Origin of the sequence: Streptomyces sp. NPDC058525 (genome assembly GCF_042719495.1) — a bacterium.
In the GTDB taxonomy this organism is placed as follows: Bacteria; Actinomycetota; Actinomycetes; order Streptomycetales; family Streptomycetaceae; genus Streptomyces.
The window spans coordinates 36,058-54,040 of the sequence record NZ_JBHXNP010000029.1; the positions used below are offsets into that span (position 1 = coordinate 36,058).

The following is a 17,983-nucleotide window of genomic DNA, read 5'->3' on the forward strand; positions in this document are numbered from 1 at the left end:
AGCCGCCTGACCGGCGGCCGTCGCGGTCCCGGGCAGTGACCCACTTCTGCGGGGGGCAGGGGTCCCCACCACACATTTTCGTGGCCGTCCGCGCGCTGACCCGGCGCGGGGCGGTTGGACAGGGAGAAACGACAAGGTGGCAGCACCGAAGAAGGGCCGGCGGCCCACGGGGGCTCAGGGGAGGCCGGGGCGCGCCCTGGCGATCATCCTGATCGCGATGGTGGCGCTCACCGCGGGGATGTTCCTCTCCAAGCAGACGACTCCCCGGCTGGGCATCGACCTCGCCGGCGGCACGAGCATCACGCTCAAGGCCAAGAGCGAGCCGGGCAAGCCGGACGCGATCAACGAGACCAACATGAACACGGCGGTCGGCATCATCGAGCGCCGCGTCAACGGTCTCGGCGTGTCGGAGGCCGAGGTCCAGACGCAGGGCCGCGACCACATCATCGTGAACATCCCCAAGGGGACGAACGAGCAGCAGGCGCGCGAGCAGGTCGGTACCACCGCCCAGCTGTACTTCCGCCCGGTCCTCGCCTTCGCCGACGGCGCCCCCGCCGCGCCCGAAGGCACCCAGAGCCCGAGCCCCTCCGCGAGCGGCTCCGGCGCCCCCAAGGCCGAGGACGGCAAGTCCCCGTCGGCCACCCCGTCGTCCAGCGCCACTTCCCAGGGCCGTGCGCTCAGCGAGGCCCTCAAGGCCCCGAACGCCCCCACTCCCACCCCCTCGGGTAGCGAGTCGAAGAAGGCAGACGACAACAAGGCCACGCCGACCCCGTCGGGCTCGGCGTCGGGCGCTCCGTCGCCCTCCACGCCCCCGACGGCCGAGGACACCGCGGCCGCCGGCCTGCAGGAGGCCTTCGCCAAGCTGGACTGCACCAACGAGGAGCAGCGCGCGGCCGCCGGCAAGGGCGTCAAGCCCGAGGACCCGATGGTCGCCTGCGGCCAGCGCGGCGCCGCCTGGGGCAAGTGGATCCTCGGTCCCGCCCAGGTCGACGGCCAGGACGTCAAGGACGCCAAGGGCCAGATCGACCCGCAGCGCGGCATGTGGATCGTCACGATGCAGTTCACCGACAAGGGCGCCGACAAGTTCGCCAAGATCACCGGTGAGCTCGCCACCAAGCAGGCCCCGCAGAACCAGTTCGCGATCGTCCTCGACGGCCAGGTCATCTCCGACCCGTCCGTCAGCCAGGCGCTGACCGGCGGCAACGCGGAGATCTCGGGCGGCTTCACCCAGCAGTCCGCGCAGGACCTGGGCAACATGCTCTCGTACGGCGCCCTGCCGCTCTCCTTCAGCGAGGACAGCGTCACCACCGTCACCGCCGCGCTCGGCGGCGAGCAGCTGAAGGCCGGCCTGATCGCCGGCGCCATCGGCCTGCTGCTCGTGGTGATCTACCTGCTGGTGTACTACCGGGGCCTGGCGTTCGTCGCCATCATCAGCCTCCTGGTGTCCGCCATCCTCACCTACACGATCATGACGCTGCTCGGAAAGGGCATCGGCTTCGCGCTGAACCTGCCCGCCGTCTGCGGTGCGATCGTCGCGATCGGCATCACGGCGGACTCGTTCATCGTGTACTTCGAACGCATCCGCGACGAGATCCGCGAGGGCCGCACCCTGCGTCCGGCCGTCGAGCGCGCCTGGCCGCGGGCCCGGCGCACCATCCTGGTCTCCGACTTCGTGTCGTTCCTGGCGGCCGCGGTGCTGTTCATCGTCACCGTCGGCAAGGTGCAGGGCTTCGCCTTCACGCTGGGTCTCACCACCCTGCTCGACGTGGTCGTGGTGTTCCTCTTCACCAAGCCGATCATGACGCTGCTGGCGCGTACGAAGTTCTTCTCCAGCGGTCACCCGTGGTCCGGGCTGGACCCGGAGCGGCTCGGCGCCAAGCCGCCGCTGCGCCGGTCCCGCCGTACGGGTTCCGCACCCGCCCCCGTCGACGCAAAGGAGGCGTGAGAGATGTCGAAGCTGGGAGATCTCGGCGCCAGGCTGTACCGCGGTGAGGTCGGCTACGACTTCGTCGGCAAGCGCTTCATCTGGTACGGCGTTTCCATCCTGATCACCATCACGGCGATCGCGGCCCTGGCCGTTCAGGGCCTCAACATGGGCATCGAGTTCAAGGGCGGTGCCGTCTTCACCACCCCGAAGACGGCCGTCTCGGAGCCCAAGGCGCGTGAGTTCGCCGAGGAGGCCTCCGGTCACGACGCGATCGTCCAGGAGCTCGGCACCGGGGGCCTGCGCATCCAGATCTCGGGTGTGGACACCGACGCCGCGACCGACGTCAAGAAGAAGCTCGCCGCCGACCTCAAGGTCGACGAGGCCGGCATCAACGCCGACCTGGTCGGCCCCAGCTGGGGTGAGCAGATCGCCAACAAGGCCTGGACCGGCCTCGGGATCTTCATGGTCCTCGTGGTGGTCTACCTGGCCATCGCCTTCGAGTGGCGGATGGCGGTCGCGGCGCTGATCGCCCTGATCCACGACCTCACGATCACGGTCGGCATCTACTCGCTGGTCGGCTTCGAGGTCACGCCGGGTACGGTCATCGGTCTGCTGACGATCCTCGGCTACTCGCTCTACGACACCGTCGTCGTCTTCGACGGTCTCAAGGAGGGGTCGAAGGACATCACGAAGCAGACCCGCTTCACGTACAGCGAGATCGCCAACCGCAGCATCAACGGCACGCTGGTCCGCTCGATCAACACCACGGTCGTGGCGCTGCTCCCGGTCGCGGCCCTGCTGTTCATCGGCGGCGGCCTGCTGGACGCCGGCATGCTGAACGACATCTCGCTGTCGCTGTTCGTCGGCCTCGCGGCCGGTGCGTACTCCTCGATCTTCATCGCGACCCCGCTGGTCGTGGACCTCAAGGAGCGCGAGCCGGCGATGAAGGCCCTGAAGAAGCGGGTGCTCGCGAAGCGCGCTTCCGCGGCGGCCAAGGGCGAGTCCGCGGACGGTGAGGACACCGTCGTGGACGAGCCGCAGGTCGTGGCGCAGGGCCGTCAGCCGGGGCGGCGCCGGTGACGGCGTCGCCGCTGCCCGAGGACGTGCGCGAGCTGCTGCTCAGCCGGATCAGGGACGTGGCGGACTACCCGAAGCCGGGCGTGATGTTCAAGGACATCACCCCGCTGCTGGCGGACGCGAAGGCGTTCGCGGCGCTGACGGACGCGCTGGTCGCCCTGGCCGGGCAGTACGGGGCGACGAAGATCGTCGGGCTGGAGGCGCGCGGGTTCATCCTGGCGGCTCCGGTGGCCGTGCGGGCCGGGATCGGCTTCGTTCCGGTGCGCAAGGCCGGGAAGCTGCCGGGGGCGACGCTGGCGCAGTCGTACGAGCTGGAATACGGGACCGCGGAGATCGAGGTCCACGCGGAGGATCTGTCGGCCGGTGACCGGGTCATGGTCATCGACGACGTCCTGGCCACCGGCGGCACCGCCGAAGCCTCGCTCTCGCTGATCCGGCGGGCCGGGGCGGAGGTCGCCGGCGTGGCGGTCCTGATGGAGCTGTCGTTCCTGCCGGGCCGGGCCAAGGTGGCCGGTGCGCTGGGTGGGGCTCCGCTGGACGCGCTGATCGTGGTCTGACCTTCTCGCTGCCGGGCGGCGGGTATCCGGGACATCCCGGGTGCCCGCCGTTCGCATGTGCGGCGCAGTGCCGTGCAGGCGGCTCAGGCGTGGGGCTCGGGGAACGAGGGTGGCCAACCCTCGCTACGATGGGTTATCCGGACCGGACACGGGCACCGGATCCTCCCCCACCTTCGTACGGGGGGACCCCCAGAGGAGCGCTCTTGCCAGACGAGGTCCAGCCACTCTCCGCCGCGCAGCCCGACCCGCAGGCCGAGCAGGCCGCGGCGCCCGCCGCCACGCCCCCGCCGGCCCCGCCGGTCAAGCCCGCGCCGGTGAAGTCGGCCGGGTCCTCCAACCGGGTGCGCGCCCGGCTCGCCCGGCTGGGCGTCCAGCGCTCGAACCCGTACAACCCGGTGCTGGAGCCGCTGCTCCGCATAGTCCGCAGCAACGACCCGAAGATCGAGACGGCGACGCTGCGCCAGCTGGAACAGGCCTACCAGGTCGCCGAGCGCTGGCACCGCGGCCAGAAGCGCAAGAGCGGCGACCCCTACATCACCCACCCGCTCGCCGTCACGACCATCCTCGCCGAGCTCGGCATGGACCCGGCCACCCTGATGGCGGGTCTGCTGCACGACACCGTCGAGGACACCGAGTACGGCCTCGAAGACCTGCGCCGCGACTTCGGCGACGCGGTGGCCCTCCTCGTCGACGGCGTCACCAAGCTCGACCGGGTCAAGTTCGGCGAGGCCGCCCAGGCCGAGACCGTCCGCAAGATGGTCGTGGCGATGGCCAAGGACCCCCGGGTCCTGGTGATCAAGCTCGCCGACCGCCTGCACAACATGCGCACCATGCGCTACCTCAAGCGGGAGAAGCAGGAGAAGAAGGCCCGCGAGACCCTCGAGATCTACGCCCCGCTGGCGCACCGGCTGGGCATGAACACGATCAAGTGGGAGCTCGAAGACCTCTCCTTCGCGATCCTCTACCCGAAGATGTACGACGAGATCGTGCGCCTGGTCGCCGAGCGCGCCCCCAAGCGCGACGAGTACCTCGCCGTCGTCACCGACGAGGTGCAGACCGACCTCCGGGCCGCCCGCATCAAGGCCACCGTCACCGGCCGGCCCAAGCACTACTACAGCGTCTACCAGAAGATGATCGTCCGCGGCCGTGACTTCGCGGAGATCTACGACCTGGTGGGCATCCGCGTCCTCGTCGACACCGTGCGGGACTGCTACGCGGCCCTCGGCACGGTGCACGCGCGGTGGAATCCGGTTCCCGGCCGGTTCAAGGACTACATCGCGATGCCCAAGTTCAACATGTACCAGTCGCTCCACACGACGGTCATCGGGCCCAGCGGCAAGCCGGTCGAGCTCCAGATCCGCACCTTCGACATGCACCGCCGCGCCGAGTACGGCATCGCCGCCCACTGGAAGTACAAGCAGCAGACCGTCGCCGGCACCTCCAAGGTCCGCACCGACGTCCCGCAGGCCGCCAAGGGCAGCGCCGGGCAGGACACCGTCAACGACATGGCCTGGCTGCGCCAGCTGCTCGACTGGCAGAAGGAGACCGAGGACCCGGGCGAGTTCCTCGACTCGCTGCGCTTCGACCTCTCCCGCAACGAGGTCTTCGTCTTCACGCCCAAGGGCGACGTCATAGCGCTGCCGGCCGGAGCCACGCCCGTGGACTTCGCGTACGCCGTCCACACCGAGGTCGGCCACCGGACCATAGGGGCCCGGGTCAACGGCCGCCTCGTCCCGCTGGAGTCCACCCTCGACAACGGCGACCTGGTCGAGGTCTTCACCTCCAAGGCCGAGGGCGCGGGCCCGTCCCGCGACTGGCTCGGCTTCGTCAAGTCCCCGCGGGCCCGCAACAAGATCCGCGGCTGGTTCTCCAAGGAGCGCCGCGACGAGGCCATCGAGCACGGCAAGGACGCCATCGCGCGGGCCATGCGCAAGCAGAACCTGCCGATCCAGCGCATCCTGACCGGCGACTCGCTCGTCACCCTCGCGCACGAGATGCGCTACCCCGACATCTCCTCCCTGTACGCGGCGATCGGCGAGGGCCACGTGGCCGCGCAGGGCGTCGTACAGAAGCTCGTCCAGGCCCTCGGCGGCGAGGAGGCCGCCAACGAGGACATCGAGGAGTCCATCCCGCCGGCGCGCGCCCGCAACAAGCGGCGCAGCAACGCCGACCCGGGCGTCGTGGTCAAGGGCGTCGACGACGTGTGGGTCAAGCTGGCCCGCTGCTGCACCCCGGTGCCGGGCGACCCGATCATCGGGTTCGTCACGCGCGGCAGCGGCGTATCGGTTCACCGCGCGGACTGCGTCAACGTGGACTCGCTCTCCCAGCAGCCCGAGCGGATGCTGGAGGTCGAATGGGCGCCCACCCAGTCCTCGGTCTTCCTGGTCGCCATCCAGGTCGAGGCCCTGGACCGGTCCCGCCTGCTCTCCGACGTCACCCGCGTCCTGTCGGACCAGCACGTGAACATCCTCTCGGCCGCCGTCCAGACCTCCCGTGACCGCGTGGCCACCTCCCGCTTCACCTTCGAGATGGGCGACCCCAAGCACCTGGGCCACGTCCTGAAGGCCGTACGGGGCGTCGAGGGCGTGTACGACGTCTACCGCGTGACCTCGGCCCGCCGGCCGTAGCCGCACGCACGAGGGCCCCGGTACGGATCATCCGTACCGGGGCCCTCGTGCGTGCTCGGGGAGCCCGCTAGCCGCCGAACTCCTCCAGGCCCTTCAGCGCCTGGTCCAGCAGGGCCTGGCGGCCCTCCAGCTCGCGCGAGAGCTTGTCGGCCTTCGCGTTGTTGCCCGCCGCGCGCGCCGCGTCGATCTGCTCACGCAGCTTGTCGACGGCCGCCTGGAGCTGGCCCGTCAGACCGGCCGCACGCGCCCGCGCCTCCGGGTTCGTACGGCGCCACTCGCCCTCCTCGGCCTCCTGGATGGCCCGCTCCACGGTGTGCATCCGGCCCTCGACCTTCGGCCGGGCGTCCCGCGGCACGTGGCCGATGGCCTCCCAGCGCTCGTTGAGGGAGCGGAACGCGGCACGGGCCGCCTTCAGGTCGGTGATCGGGACGAGCTTCTCGGCCTCGTCGGCCAGCTCCTCCTTCAGCTTCAGGTTCTCCACCTGCTCGGCGTCGCGCTCCGCGAAGACCTCGCTGCGCGCCGCGAAGAACACGTCCTGCGCGCCGCGGAAGCGGTTCCACAGGTCGTCCTCGGCCTCGCGCTGCGCCCGGCCCGCCGCCTTCCAGTCCGCCATCAGCTCGCGGTAGCGGGCGGCCGTCGGACCCCAGTCGGCCGACTTCGACAGCGACTCGGCCTCGGCGACCAGCTTCTCCTTGACCTTGCGGGCATCCTCGCGCTGCGCGTCCAGCGAGGCGAAGTGCGCCTTGCGGCGCTTGGAGAACGCGGAGCGGGCGTGCGAGAAGCGGTGCCACAGCTCGTCGTCCGACTTGCGGTCCAGCCGCGGCAGACCCTTCCAGATGTCCACCAGGGCGCGCAGCCGCTCGCCGGCACTGCGCCACTGGTCGCTCTGCGCCAGCTGCTCGGCCTCGACGACCAGCGCGTCCTTGGCCGCGCGGGCCTCGTCGGTCTGCTTGGCCTTCTGGGCCTTGCGCTCCTCGCGCCGCGACTCGACGGTCTCGACCAGCTTGTCCAGCCGTACGCGCAGCGCGTCGAGGTCACCCACGGCGTGGTGCTCGTCCACCTGCGTGCGCAGGTGGTCGATCGCCGTCTGCGCGTCCTTGGCGGACAGATCGGTGGTCCGCACCCGCTTTTCGAGGAGGCCGATTTCGACCACCAGGCCCTCGTACTTGCGCTCGAAGTAGGCCAGGGCCTCCTCAGGGGTGCCCGCCTGCCACGAACCGACGACCTGCTCGCCCTCGGCAGTACGCACGTACACGGTGCCCGTCTCGTCGACTCGGCCCCACGGGTCGCTGCTCACAGCGCCTCCTCCACCTGATGCCTTGCGAGGGGTTCACCCCCTGGGCATCGTCCACAGTTTCCTGGGGCGGGCCGCGCCCGCCCTGCACAACGCCAACATAGGCGACCGCCGGGCCGGCTGTCCGCATCCCGCACGACGGAATATCGACGTACGCGCGGTAAGGGGGCCGCCGGGCCCGCGGCAGCTGCTTCCGGTCAGTTCTGGGTGACGGTGCCCTTCTCGATCTTGACCTCGTTCTTCGGCGCCCCGTCCGAGCCGCCGTCGACCGTGCCCGCCTTCGCGATCTCCTCCAGGACCTTCACGCCCGCCGCGTCGATCTTGCCGAACGGCGTGTACGAGGGCGCCAGCGGGCTGTCCTTGTAGACCAGGAAGAACTGGCTGCCGCCCGAGCCGGGCTGGCCGGTGTTGGCCATCGCGACCGTGCCGGCCGGGTAGACGACCTGCCCCTGCTCGTTCGCCTTGCCGAGCGAGTCCAGGTTCTCGTCCGGGATGTTGTAGCCGGGGCCGCCCATGCCGGTGCCCTCCGGGTCGCCGCACTGGAGCACGAAGATCCCGCTCGACGTCAGCCGGTGGCACTTGGTGTTGTCGAAGTAGCCCTTGTCGGCCAGCGACTTGAACGAGTTCACGGTCTGCGGGGTCTTCGCCGCGTCCATCGTGAAGTTGATGTCGCCCGCGCTCGTCTTCAGGGCGAAGGTGTACTTCGCCTTCTGGTCGATGGCCATCTCGGGCGAGGGGGACTGCTTCGGGGACGGCGAGGCCGACGGGCTGGCGGCCGGGTCGGCCGCCTGGTCCTTCGTGTCCTTGTCGAAGACGCCGCCGACGACGAGGCCGACCAGCGTCGCGACCACCACGGCCACCGCCGCGCCGATCACCGCCGCCCGCCGGCGCGCCTTCTGGCGGGCCTCGGCCCGGCGCTTCTGCTGGCGCTCGTACTTCTCCCTGGCGAGCTGTCGCCGCCGCTGATCGCTCGTGACCACCGGGTCGTCTCCTTGTGCGTCTCTGGTACCACTGTCCGGGCTGGGTTAGGCCGTACCGTATATGGGTTCGCTGTGTGATGACGGGCGCCGGTAGGCTCTGAGCAGCAGCATTCCGATCTGCAGCCTCCCGCCGGACGACGATTGAGGACGAACGTGCTGATTGCCGGGTTCCCCGCCGGGGCCTGGGGGACCAACTGTTACCTGGTCGCCCCCGCCGCCGGTGAGGAGTGCGTGATCATCGACCCGGGCCACCAGGCCGTCCAGGGTGTCGAGGAGACGCTGCGGAAGCATCGGCTCAAGCCCGTCGCGGTCGTGCTGACCCACGGCCACATCGATCATGTGGCCTCGGTCGTCCCGGTGTGCGGAGCACACGACGTACCGGCCTGGATCCACCCCGAGGACCGCTACATGATGAGCGACCCGGAGAAGGCCCTCGGCCGCTCCATCGGGATGCCGCTCATGGGCGAGCTGACCGTGGGCGAGCCGGAGGACGTCCGCGAGCTGACCGACGGCGCCGCGCTGAAGCTGGCCGGAATGGACTTCTCCGTGGCGCACGCGCCGGGGCATACCAGGGGGTCGGTGACCTTCCGGATGCCGGAGTCCTCGGACGTGCCGTCCGTGTTCTTCTCTGGCGACCTGCTCTTCGCCGGCTCCATCGGACGCACCGACCTGCCCGGCGGCTCCCACGCCGAGATGCTCGAGTCGCTGGGCCGCGTGTGCCTGCCGCTCGACGACTCGACCGTGGTGCTGTCCGGCCACGGTCCCCAGACCACCATCGGCCGCGAGCGCGCGACCAACCCGTACCTGCGGGAGGTCGCGGCCGGCCTGGCAGCGGACCCGACAGCCGCTCCACGACGAGGAATGTGACGAGAGTTTCGTGAGCACCTTCAAGGCCCCCAAGGGCACGTACGACCTGATCCCGCCGGTCTCCGTGAAGTACCTGGCCGTGCGCGAGGCCATCTCGGCCCCCCTGCGCAACTCCGGCTACGGCTACATCGAGACCCCCGGCTTCGAGGACGTCGGCCTCTTCGCCCGCGGTGTGGGCGAGTCCACCGACATCGTCTCCAAGGAGATGTACGCCTTCGAGACCAAGGGCGGCGACCAGCTCGCCCTGCGCCCCGAGGGCACGGCCTCGGTGCTGCGCGCGGCGCTGGAGGCGAGCCTGCACAAGCAGGGCAACCTGCCGGTCAAGCTCTGGTACTCGGGCTCGTACTACCGCTACGAGCGCCCGCAGAAGGGCCGCTACCGCCACTTCTCGCAGGTCGGTGCCGAGGCGATCGGCGCCGAGGACCCGGCCCTCGACGCCGAGCTGATCATCCTGGCCGACCAGGCGTACCGCTCGCTGGGCCTGCGCGACTTCCGGATCCTGCTGAACTCGCTGGGCGACAAGGAGTGCCGCCCGGTGTACCGGGAGGCGCTCCAGTCCTTCCTGCGCGGCCTCGACCTGGACGCGGAGACCATCCGCCGGGCCGAGATCAACCCGCTGCGCGTGCTCGACGACAAGCGGGCCGACGTACAGAAGCAGCTGGTCGGCGCGCCGATGCTGCGGGACTACCTGTGCGACGGGTGCAAGGCGTACCACGAGGAGGTGCGGGCCCTGATCACGGCGGCCGGCGTCGCCTTCGAGGACGACGAGAAGCTGGTGCGCGGGCTCGACTACTACACGCGGACCACCTTCGAGTTCGTCCACGACGGTCTGGGCTCGCAGTCCGCGGTGGGCGGCGGCGGCCGATACGACGGCCTGTCCGAGATGATCGGCGGCCCCGCGCTGCCGTCCGTGGGCTGGGCCCTGGGCGTGGACCGTACGGTGCTGGCGCTCGAGGCCGAGGGCATCGAGCTGGACCTCCCGGCGGCGACCTCGGTGTTCGCCGTGGCCCTGGGCGAGGCCAAGCCGGTCCTGTTCGGGCTGGTGACCGCGCTGCGCAAGGCGGGTATCGCCGCCGACATGTCCTACGGGGGCAAGGGCCTCAAGGGCGCCATGAAGGACGCGAACCGCAGCGGCGCGCGGTTCGCGGTCGTCGCGGGCGACCGCGACCTCGCCGACGGCGTCGTCCAGCTCAAGGACATGGAGTCCGGCGAGCAGGCCGCCGTGCCGGTGGCCGAGCTGGTCACCGTGATCCAGGCCCGCCTGGGCTGACACGGCCGCCCGCGAAGGGGCGGGGCCGGGGTTCTCCCCGGCCCCGCCCCTTTTCCGTTCCGCTTCCGTTCCCCGGTACCTCCCCGGCCGTACCGCCGCGCCGCGTGCAGAACGGTGGCCGCCGGCGAATCCCACTGGTCGTCGTCGCCTACGAGTCGGGCCTGGTCAGCACGGGCGGCTCCTGACGGGCGCCCGGGCCCGGGCACGTCCTTATCCCCATCGAACGGTGGCCGCACAGTCCCGTACGGCACAATGGCCCTGCTTGATGACCTGGGAATGCGGAGCGGGCGGGATCGGTATCGGTATGACGACACGAGGCGCGGACGCGGACACCGCTCCCAGGACGATCGGGGGCAGCCGCGCGCTGGCCCTGCTGCTGGTGATCACGGGGGCCGCGGGGCTGCTCGCCGCCTGGATCATCACGCTCGACAAGTTCAAGCTGCTGGAGGACCCGAACTTCAAGCCGGCCTGCAGCCTGAACCCGATCGTCTCCTGCGGCAACATCATGACGAGCGACCAGGCGTCGGCGTTCGGCTTCCCGAACCCCATGCTCGGACTGGTCGCCTACGGCATCGTCATCTGCGTCGGGATGAGCCTGCTGGCCGGGGCCCGGTTCCGCCGCTGGTACTGGCTCACGCTGAACGCGGGCACCCTCTTCGGCGTCGTCTTCTGCGCCTGGCTGACCTACCAGTCGCTGTACAACATCAACTCGCTCTGCCTGTGGTGCTGCCTGGCCTGGGTCGCCACGATCCTGATGTTCTGGTACGTCACCTCGCACAACGTCCGCCAGGGCCTGCTGCCCGCGCCGGGCTGGCTGAAGGGCTTCCTCGACGAGTTCACCTGGGTGCTCCCGGTCCTGCACATCGGGATCATCGGCATGCTGATCCTGACGCGCTGGTGGGACTTCTGGACCTCCTGACCGGAGGCGGCGGGACTGTCGGTGGCCTCGCATAGGCTTCCTGTGTGGAACCAGACCTGTTCACCGCCGCTGCCGAAGACCGCCAGGAGAAGGACCCCTCGACCTCTCCGCTCGCCGTCCGGATGCGCCCGCGCACCCTGGACGAGGTCGTCGGCCAGCAGCACCTCCTGAAGCCCGGATCACCGCTGCGGCGGCTGGTCGGGGACGGGGCCGGCGGCCCCGCCGGTGCCTCCTCGGTGATCCTCTGGGGTCCGCCGGGCATCGGGAAGACGACCCTGGCCTATGTGGTCAGCCAGGCCACGCAGAAGCGGTTCGTGGAGCTGTCCGCGATCACGGCCGGGGTCAAAGAGGTACGTGCGGTCATCGAGGGCGCGAAGCGCGCGGCCGGCGGGTACGGCAAGGACACCGTCCTCTTCCTCGACGAGATCCACCGCTTCAGCAAGGCGCAGCAGGACTCGCTGCTCCCCGCCGTCGAGAACCGCTGGGTGACGCTGATCGCGGCCACCACTGAGAATCCGTACTTCTCGATCATCTCCCCGCTGCTGTCGCGCTCCCTGCTGCTGACGCTGGAGCCGCTGACGGACGAGGACCTGAGCGCGCTGATGCGCCGGGCGCTGACGGAAGAGCGCGGCCTCGGCGGGGCCGTCACCCTGCCCGCGGACGCCGAGGCGCACCTGCTGCGGATCGCCGGCGGCGACGCCCGGCGGGCGCTCACCGCGCTGGAGGCGGGGGCCGGGGCGGCCATCGCCAAGGGCGAGGCGGAGATCAGCCTCCAGACGGTGGAGGAGGCCGTCGACCGCGCCGCCGTCCGCTACGACCGGGACGGCGACCAGCACTACGACGTGGCGAGCGCGCTGATCAAGTCGATCCGCGGGTCGGACGTGGACGCGGCGCTGCACTACCTGGCCCGGATGATCGACGCGGGGGAGGACCCGCGGTTCATCGCGCGGCGCCTGATGATCTCGGCGAGCGAGGACATCGGCCTGGCCGACCCGACGGCCCTGCCGCTCGCCGTGGCCGCGGCCCAGGCGGTGGCGATGATCGGCTTCCCGGAGGCCGCGCTGACCCTCTCGCACGCCACCATCGCGCTGGCGCTGGCCCCGAAGTCGAACACGGCCACGACCGCGATCGGCGCGGCGCTCGCCGACGTACGGGCCGGACTGGCCGGGTCCGTGCCGACGCACCTGCGGGACGGGCACTACAAGGGCGCGGCGAAGCTGGGGCACGCGGTGGGGTACGTCTACCCGCACGACGTGCCGGGCGCCATCGCGGCCCAGCAGTACGCGCCGGACGCCGTGCACGGCAAGCGCTACTACGAGCCGACGCGGTACGGGGCGGAGGCGCGGTACGCGGACGTGGTGGAGAAGGTGCGGGAGCGGTTGCGCGGCGGCGGGTCCTGACCTGCGGCGCCGTTGCGGCCCGGGCGAGGGCGGATGTGGCAGGCTCCGTCGCATGGGACCCCGTGCGCCGATCCTCGCCGTGACGGCGGCGCTGCTGCTCGGCGCCTGCCACCACGAAGACCGCGCGCCGGGCGAGGTCCGGGCGCTGGTGGACCAGGTGCCGCTCGCCGGTGCCGGGTTCCCGCCGGGCGCGGCCACCGCCAGGACGCAGCTGGCGGGGCTGAAGGTCGAGTGGGGCAAGAACTGGGAGACGTACAAGCGGGAGAACTTCGGCCGGTACTGGTCGGACGAGACCGACGGCGTCGGCGGGCGCAACGGGTGCGACACCCGGGACGACGTGCTGCGCCGGGACCTCAAGGAGCTCCGCGAGGGGGACCGGAACCGGTGCGTCGTGATCTCCGGGGTGCTGCACGACCCGTACACCGGCAAGGAGCTCCCCTACACCTACCGGCGCGCCTCGCAGATCCAGACCGACCACGTCGTCGCGCTGGGCGCCGCCTGGCGGGGCGGCGCGTACGCCTGGACCCCGCAGCGCAGGCTCGAGTACGCCAACGACCTCGACGTGCTGCTCGCCGTGGACAAGCAGACGAACTACGAGAAGAGCAGCAAGACCGCCGACAAGTGGAAGCCGCCCCTCAAGACGTACTGGTGCGAGTACGCGCGCCGCTACACCGGGATCAAGGCCAAGTACCGGCTGTCGGTGACGCCGCCCGAGAAGCTCGCGCTCCAGGAGATGCTCGCGACCTGCCCCCGGTGACTCCCCGAGCTACCGCTGGGAGGGGTCCCCGGCAGCCGCGAACAGCGTCCGCATCGCACGGCGCAGGCCGCAGATGTCCGCCACCGGCTCGGGGAAGTCGAACCGGGCGTCGAAGGAGCCGGCCGCGCCTCCCGTGAAGCGCACGCGCAGGCCGAGGCGGTCCAGGGCGAGCGGGGTGGCGGACATGCCGTCCGCCTCCCGGGCGCCGAGCAGCCCGCACAGCTCCCCGATCCGGTCGGAGTGCGCGGAGGCCAGGTGCTGGAGGAGCTCCGCCTCGTGGGCGACCATCGGGTCCGGCGCCGCGGCGGCCATGTCGTCCGGGTCCACGTGCTCGGCGCCCCACAGGTCGTCCACCGAGATCTCGCCGACCTCCAGGCGGAGCATGACCCACGCGGGGCGGCCGGACATCCCCAGCAGCTCGCCCACCGGCTGCCGCTCCGCGAGCAGTGCAGCGCAGGCCGCGCGCTCGGCCCCGCGCACCGCCGTCAGCCAGCCCGCCAGCCACGCGCGGCCTCGGATACGATGTGGCACGGACACCGGCGCCACGTCCGTGATCTCGATCACGGCGGTGAGGTCGTCGTCCTGGGCGTGAGCGGCTGCCCTGGCAGCCGCGGACTCCGCGGAAACAAGGAGAATCACGTCCCCGTCCGGGGTGACGGTCCGTGCGGCCGGCATCCCTGTCCCGAACTCGTCGGGCCCGTGACTGTCACGAGCACCCGGCAAGGTGAGGGATACTGAGGCGTTGGACTCTACGAGGGTTCGTACGCGTTCGGCTCCGGTGAGCTGCCGAACGCCTTCCCTGGGACGCGGCTGACCTTGCCTATCGTTGTCGAAAGCGGATTCCGTTGTGTTGGAATCCGAACTCCGATGCGCACTGGGCAGGGGGATCCCATGTGGTCGAGACATTACGTCCTCCTCGCTAAGGTAAGCCTCACCTAACTTACATGGAGGTAGGTTCCACGTGAACCAGAAGCGACCCAAGGTCAAGAAGTCGCGTGCCCTCGGCATTGCGCTGACCCCGAAGGCCGTCAAGTACTTCGAGGCCCGCCCCTACCCGCCGGGCGAGCACGGCCGTGGCCGCAAGCAGAACTCGGACTACAAGGTCCGTCTGCTGGAGAAGCAGCGTCTGCGCGCTCAGTACGACATCTCTGAGCGTCAGATGGCCCGCGCGTACGACCGCGCCAAGAAGGCCGAGGGCAAGACGGGCGAGGCGCTGGTCGTCGAGCTCGAGCGTCGCCTCGACGCCCTGGTCCTGCGTTCGGGCATCGCCCGCACCATCTACCAGGCCCGCCAGATGGTCGTTCACGGCCACATCGAGGTCAACGGTGGCAAGGTCGACAAGCCGTCGTTCCGTGTCCGCCCGGACGACGTCATCACCGTGCGCGAGCGCAGCCGCGAGAAGGTTCCGTTCCAGGTTGCCCGTGAGGGTGGCTACGCAGGCGAGGGCGAGACCCCGCGCTACCTGCAGGTCAACCTGAAGGCCCTGGCCTTCCGCCTGGACCGCGACCCGAACCGCAAGGAAATCCCGGTCATCTGCGACGAGCAGCTCGTCGTCGAGTACTACGCCCGCTGATGCAGGCATAGGCCTCACAGGCTGGTGGAAACCCGCCGTCCCCTCCGGGGGCGGCGGGTTTTTCCGTCCTCCGGCCCCCCGGGCCCGTACCGCGCCCGCGCGACCACCGCCTCCCGGCTCAGCCCCCGCCCCTCGGCCGCGTACGCCGCGTAGCGCTCGGCGCCCAGCAGCTCGCCCGCCCGCTCCTGGCACATCAGCCGCGGCGCGTTGAAGTACCCCGAGCCGAACAGCTGCAGGCCCACCCCGGCCCACATCGGCTCCGCCGCCCCCTGGAGCACCGCCGCCTCCGCCGGATCGCCCTGCGCGACCGCGACCAGCGCGAGCAGCTCCAGTGCCAGCACCAGCCCCACCAGGTCGTGGAAGGCGTGGTTGATGGCCACGCACTCGGTCAGCAGCTGCCGCGCCTCGTCCGCCGCCCCCGCGTCCAGCGCCGCGTACGCGAGGACGTAGAGGGCGTACGCCTTCGTCCAGCGCTCCCCGCGCTCCTCGCAGATCTCCCGGACCTCCTGGCACAGCGCGAGCGCCCCGGCCGGCTCGCCCTGGAAGGCCAGCGCCATCGCCAGCTCCACCTGGCACATCAGCACGTTGCTGTTCAGCTCCCCGGCGTCCCGGTACCGCTCCAGCGCCTGGCCCAGCAGCTCCGCCGCCCGCGCCATGTCGTCCGAGACCAGCGCCAGGCAGCCCAGCCGGTGCACCGCGTACGCCGCCGCCACCAGGTTTCCGCTGCGCGCCGCCGCGTCCCGGCACTCGTACAGTGCGCTCATGGAGGCCACCGCGTCGCCCTGGAGGGCCGCGACGTACCCCAGCACCCACAGCGCCTTCAGCCGGGAGTTCTCGTACTCCACCGGCTGGTCCGCGTCGTCCAGGGCCCGGTCCAGCCAGTGCCGGCCCTCCGTGAGCCGGCCGCAGCCCGCCCAGTAGAACCACAGGGTCCCCGCCAGGTACTGGGCCAGGTGCGCCTCGTCCGGCTCGTCCAGCGAGCACTCCATCGCGAGGCGCAGATTCGGCAGCTCCGTCTCCACCAGCGCCGCCACCTCCGCCTGCCGGGGGCTGAACCAGTCCAGCTCGCACCAGGTCGCCAGGCCCACGTACCAGTCCCGGTGCCGCCGCCGCAGCCGGCCCGCGTCACCCAGCGACTCCAGCCAGCCCGCCCCGTACGCACGTACGGTCTCCAGCATCCGGTAGCGCACTCCGGCCGCCGTCTCCTCCCGGAACAGGAGTGACTGGGCCAGCAGCTCCCCGACCAGGTCCAGCACGCTCTCCACCGGCAGGTCCGGACCCGCGCACACGTACTCCGCGGCATCGAGGTCGAACGGGCCGGCGAACACCGACAGCCGCGCCCACAGCAGCCGCTCCGCGGCCGTGCACAGCTCGTGGCTCCAGCCGATCGCCGTACGCAGCGCCCGGTGCCGGGGGAGCGCCCCGCGCGAGCCGCCCGTCAGCAGGGCGAAGCGGTCGTCGAGACGGGCCAGCACCTGCGCGGGGGACAGCGCCCGCAGCCGGCCCGCCGCCAGCTCCAGGGCCAGCGGGATCCCGTCGAGGCGGGCGCACAGCTCGGTCAGCTCGGCCCGGTTCGCCTCGGTCACCGCGAAGGCCGGGTCGGCGGCGCGGGCCCGGGCCGCCAGCAGGGCCAGCGCCTCCTCCGGGGGCGGCGGCGCCAGCGGGAGGACCAGCTCCCCGTCCAGGTCCAGCGCCCGCCGGCCCGCCGCCAGCACCCGCAGGCCGGGGCAGCCGCGCAGCAGCTCCCGTACCAGCCCCGCCACCTCCTCGACCAGCTGCTCGAAGCCGTCCAGGACCAGCAGCAGCCGGCGCTCCGCCAGGTGCTCGGCCAGGACGGTCCGGGGCGCGCGGGTGGTGTGGTCGGTCAGCCCGAGGGCCTCCGAGACGGCCAGCTCCAGCAGGTCCGGATCCCGTACGGCCGACAGCTCGACCAGCCATGCACCGTCGCAGTAGCGTTCCTGCGCTCCGTCCGCCCGCTCGCCGTCCGCCCGCTCGCCCGCCGCGGCGAGCACCAGCCGGGACTTGCCCACCCCGCCCGCGCCGGTCACCGTCACCAGCCGCGAGGACTCCAGGAGCCGCCCGACCTCGGCGAGTTCGGCACCCCGCCCGACGAAGCCGCTCAGCTCCGAGGGAAGATTGCCGTTGGTCCTCTGTCGCATGGGACACGGAGGGTACTGGTCCGGACGCGCTGCGTACAAGGCGGGCGCCTCGACCTCGTAATTCGGGTACGGCAGCGGATCCCCGGCGCGATAGGGTCGGGGGAGACTTTTCTTTGTGGATTTCTAGGCTCAGGGAGCGGTGCAACGTGTCCGGTGGAGAGGTGGCCGGGATCCTCGTGGCCGTCTTCTGGGCCATCCTGGTCTCCTTCCTCGCCGTGGCGCTGGCGAGGCTGGCGCAGGTGCTCAAGGCGACCACCAAGCTGGTGGCCGACGTGACCGAGCAGGCGGTCCCGCTGCTGGCGGACGCCTCCACGACCGTCCGCTCCGCGCGCACCCAGCTGGACCGGGTCGACGCCATCGCGAGCGACGTCCAGGAGGTCACCTCCAACGCCTCCGCGCTCTCCTCCACCGTGGCATCCGCCTTCGGGGGACCGCTGGTCAAGGTCGCGGCCTTCGGCTACGGCGTCCGCCGGGCGCTGGGCCGCACGGACGAGGCGCCCGCGAAGACCACCAGGCGAACCGTGATCGTCGGCCGCACCGTGCCGGCGGCCCGCCGCCGGAAGCAGAAGGGCTGAG

15 protein-coding genes are annotated in these 17,983 nt (G+C 71.3%); 11 read left to right on the plus strand and 4 right to left on the minus strand.

Annotated elements, in window-relative coordinates:
* The first annotated feature begins 136 nt into the window (after window positions 1-136).
* From secD to ACFWP3_RS16145, 4 genes are all read left to right on the plus strand, one after another.
* A complete protein-coding gene (gene secD, locus ACFWP3_RS16130) occupies window positions 137-1,945 on the plus strand; it encodes a protein translocase subunit SecD (protein WP_384220993.1) in 1,809 nt (602 codons plus the stop codon).
* Between the two features lie 3 nt (window positions 1,946-1,948).
* Window positions 1,949-3,007 (plus strand): protein translocase subunit SecF, encoded by a 1,059-nt coding sequence (secF, locus tag ACFWP3_RS16135; RefSeq protein ID WP_384220994.1) that lies wholly within the window; start codon window positions 1,949-1,951, stop codon window positions 3,005-3,007.
* A gap of 11 nt (window positions 3,008-3,018) precedes the next feature.
* Entirely contained in the window at window positions 3,019-3,561 is a 543-nt protein-coding gene (locus ACFWP3_RS16140) for an adenine phosphoribosyltransferase (RefSeq protein ID WP_384221081.1), read from the plus strand.
* 203 nt (window positions 3,562-3,764) lie between these two features.
* Window positions 3,765-6,188, plus strand: coding sequence for a RelA/SpoT family protein (locus tag ACFWP3_RS16145; protein WP_384220997.1), 2,424 nt, complete (start codon window positions 3,765-3,767; stop codon window positions 6,186-6,188).
* Window positions 6,189-6,255: 67 nt separating this feature from the next.
* On the opposite strand, the gene ACFWP3_RS16150 is transcribed toward ACFWP3_RS16145, so the two are convergent.
* Together ACFWP3_RS16150 and ACFWP3_RS16155 are read right to left on the minus strand one after the other, a co-directional pair.
* On the minus strand, window positions 6,256-7,485 hold the full coding sequence (locus tag ACFWP3_RS16150) for a DUF349 domain-containing protein (protein WP_384221000.1): 1,230 nt from the start codon (window positions 7,483-7,485) through the stop codon (window positions 6,256-6,258).
* Window positions 7,486-7,679: 194 nt separating this feature from the next.
* Window positions 7,680-8,462: a peptidylprolyl isomerase gene (locus ACFWP3_RS16155; protein ID WP_384221002.1), complete on the minus strand. Its 783-nt coding sequence runs from the start codon at window positions 8,460-8,462 to the stop codon at window positions 7,680-7,682.
* A 153-nt stretch (window positions 8,463-8,615) separates the two neighbouring features.
* On the opposite strand from ACFWP3_RS16155, the gene ACFWP3_RS16160 reads away from it, so the two are divergent.
* From ACFWP3_RS16160 to ACFWP3_RS16180, 5 genes are all read left to right on the plus strand, one after another.
* A complete protein-coding gene (locus tag ACFWP3_RS16160) occupies window positions 8,616-9,329 on the plus strand; it encodes an MBL fold metallo-hydrolase (RefSeq protein WP_384221007.1) in 714 nt (237 codons plus the stop codon).
* Between the two features lie 10 nt (window positions 9,330-9,339).
* Window positions 9,340-10,599 carry a histidine--tRNA ligase gene (hisS, locus tag ACFWP3_RS16165; protein WP_384221009.1) on the plus strand — a complete coding sequence of 420 codons (1,260 nt, stop codon included), beginning with the start codon at window positions 9,340-9,342 and terminating at the stop codon, window positions 10,597-10,599.
* Window positions 10,600-10,903: 304 nt separating this feature from the next.
* Entirely contained in the window at window positions 10,904-11,518 is a 615-nt protein-coding gene (locus ACFWP3_RS16170; protein WP_384221012.1) for a vitamin K epoxide reductase family protein, read from the plus strand.
* 44 nt (window positions 11,519-11,562) lie between these two features.
* Complete coding sequence (locus ACFWP3_RS16175) at window positions 11,563-12,918, plus strand: replication-associated recombination protein A (protein WP_384221015.1); 1,356 nt, start codon at window positions 11,563-11,565, stop codon at window positions 12,916-12,918.
* A 52-nt stretch (window positions 12,919-12,970) separates the two neighbouring features.
* A complete protein-coding gene (locus ACFWP3_RS16180; RefSeq protein WP_384221017.1) occupies window positions 12,971-13,675 on the plus strand; it encodes an HNH endonuclease family protein in 705 nt (234 codons plus the stop codon).
* A 9-nt stretch (window positions 13,676-13,684) separates the two neighbouring features.
* On the opposite strand, the gene ACFWP3_RS16185 is transcribed toward ACFWP3_RS16180, so the two are convergent.
* Window positions 13,685-14,581, minus strand: coding sequence for a DUF2470 domain-containing protein (locus ACFWP3_RS16185; protein ID WP_384221020.1), 897 nt, complete (start codon window positions 14,579-14,581; stop codon window positions 13,685-13,687).
* Between the two features lie 55 nt (window positions 14,582-14,636).
* Between ACFWP3_RS16185 and rpsD the strand changes: the two genes are divergently transcribed.
* Complete coding sequence (gene rpsD, locus ACFWP3_RS16190) at window positions 14,637-15,248, plus strand: 30S ribosomal protein S4 (protein ID WP_030294564.1); 612 nt, start codon at window positions 14,637-14,639, stop codon at window positions 15,246-15,248.
* Window positions 15,249-15,262: 14 nt separating this feature from the next.
* On the opposite strand, the gene ACFWP3_RS16195 is transcribed toward rpsD, so the two are convergent.
* Complete coding sequence (locus ACFWP3_RS16195) at window positions 15,263-17,407, minus strand: ATP-binding protein (RefSeq protein WP_384221023.1); 2,145 nt, start codon at window positions 17,405-17,407, stop codon at window positions 15,263-15,265.
* Between the two features lie 146 nt (window positions 17,408-17,553).
* Between ACFWP3_RS16195 and ACFWP3_RS16200 the strand changes: the two genes are divergently transcribed.
* Complete coding sequence (locus ACFWP3_RS16200; protein ID WP_384221025.1) at window positions 17,554-17,982, plus strand: DUF948 domain-containing protein; 429 nt, start codon at window positions 17,554-17,556, stop codon at window positions 17,980-17,982.
* The last annotated feature ends 1 nt before the right edge of the window (window position 17,983 follow it).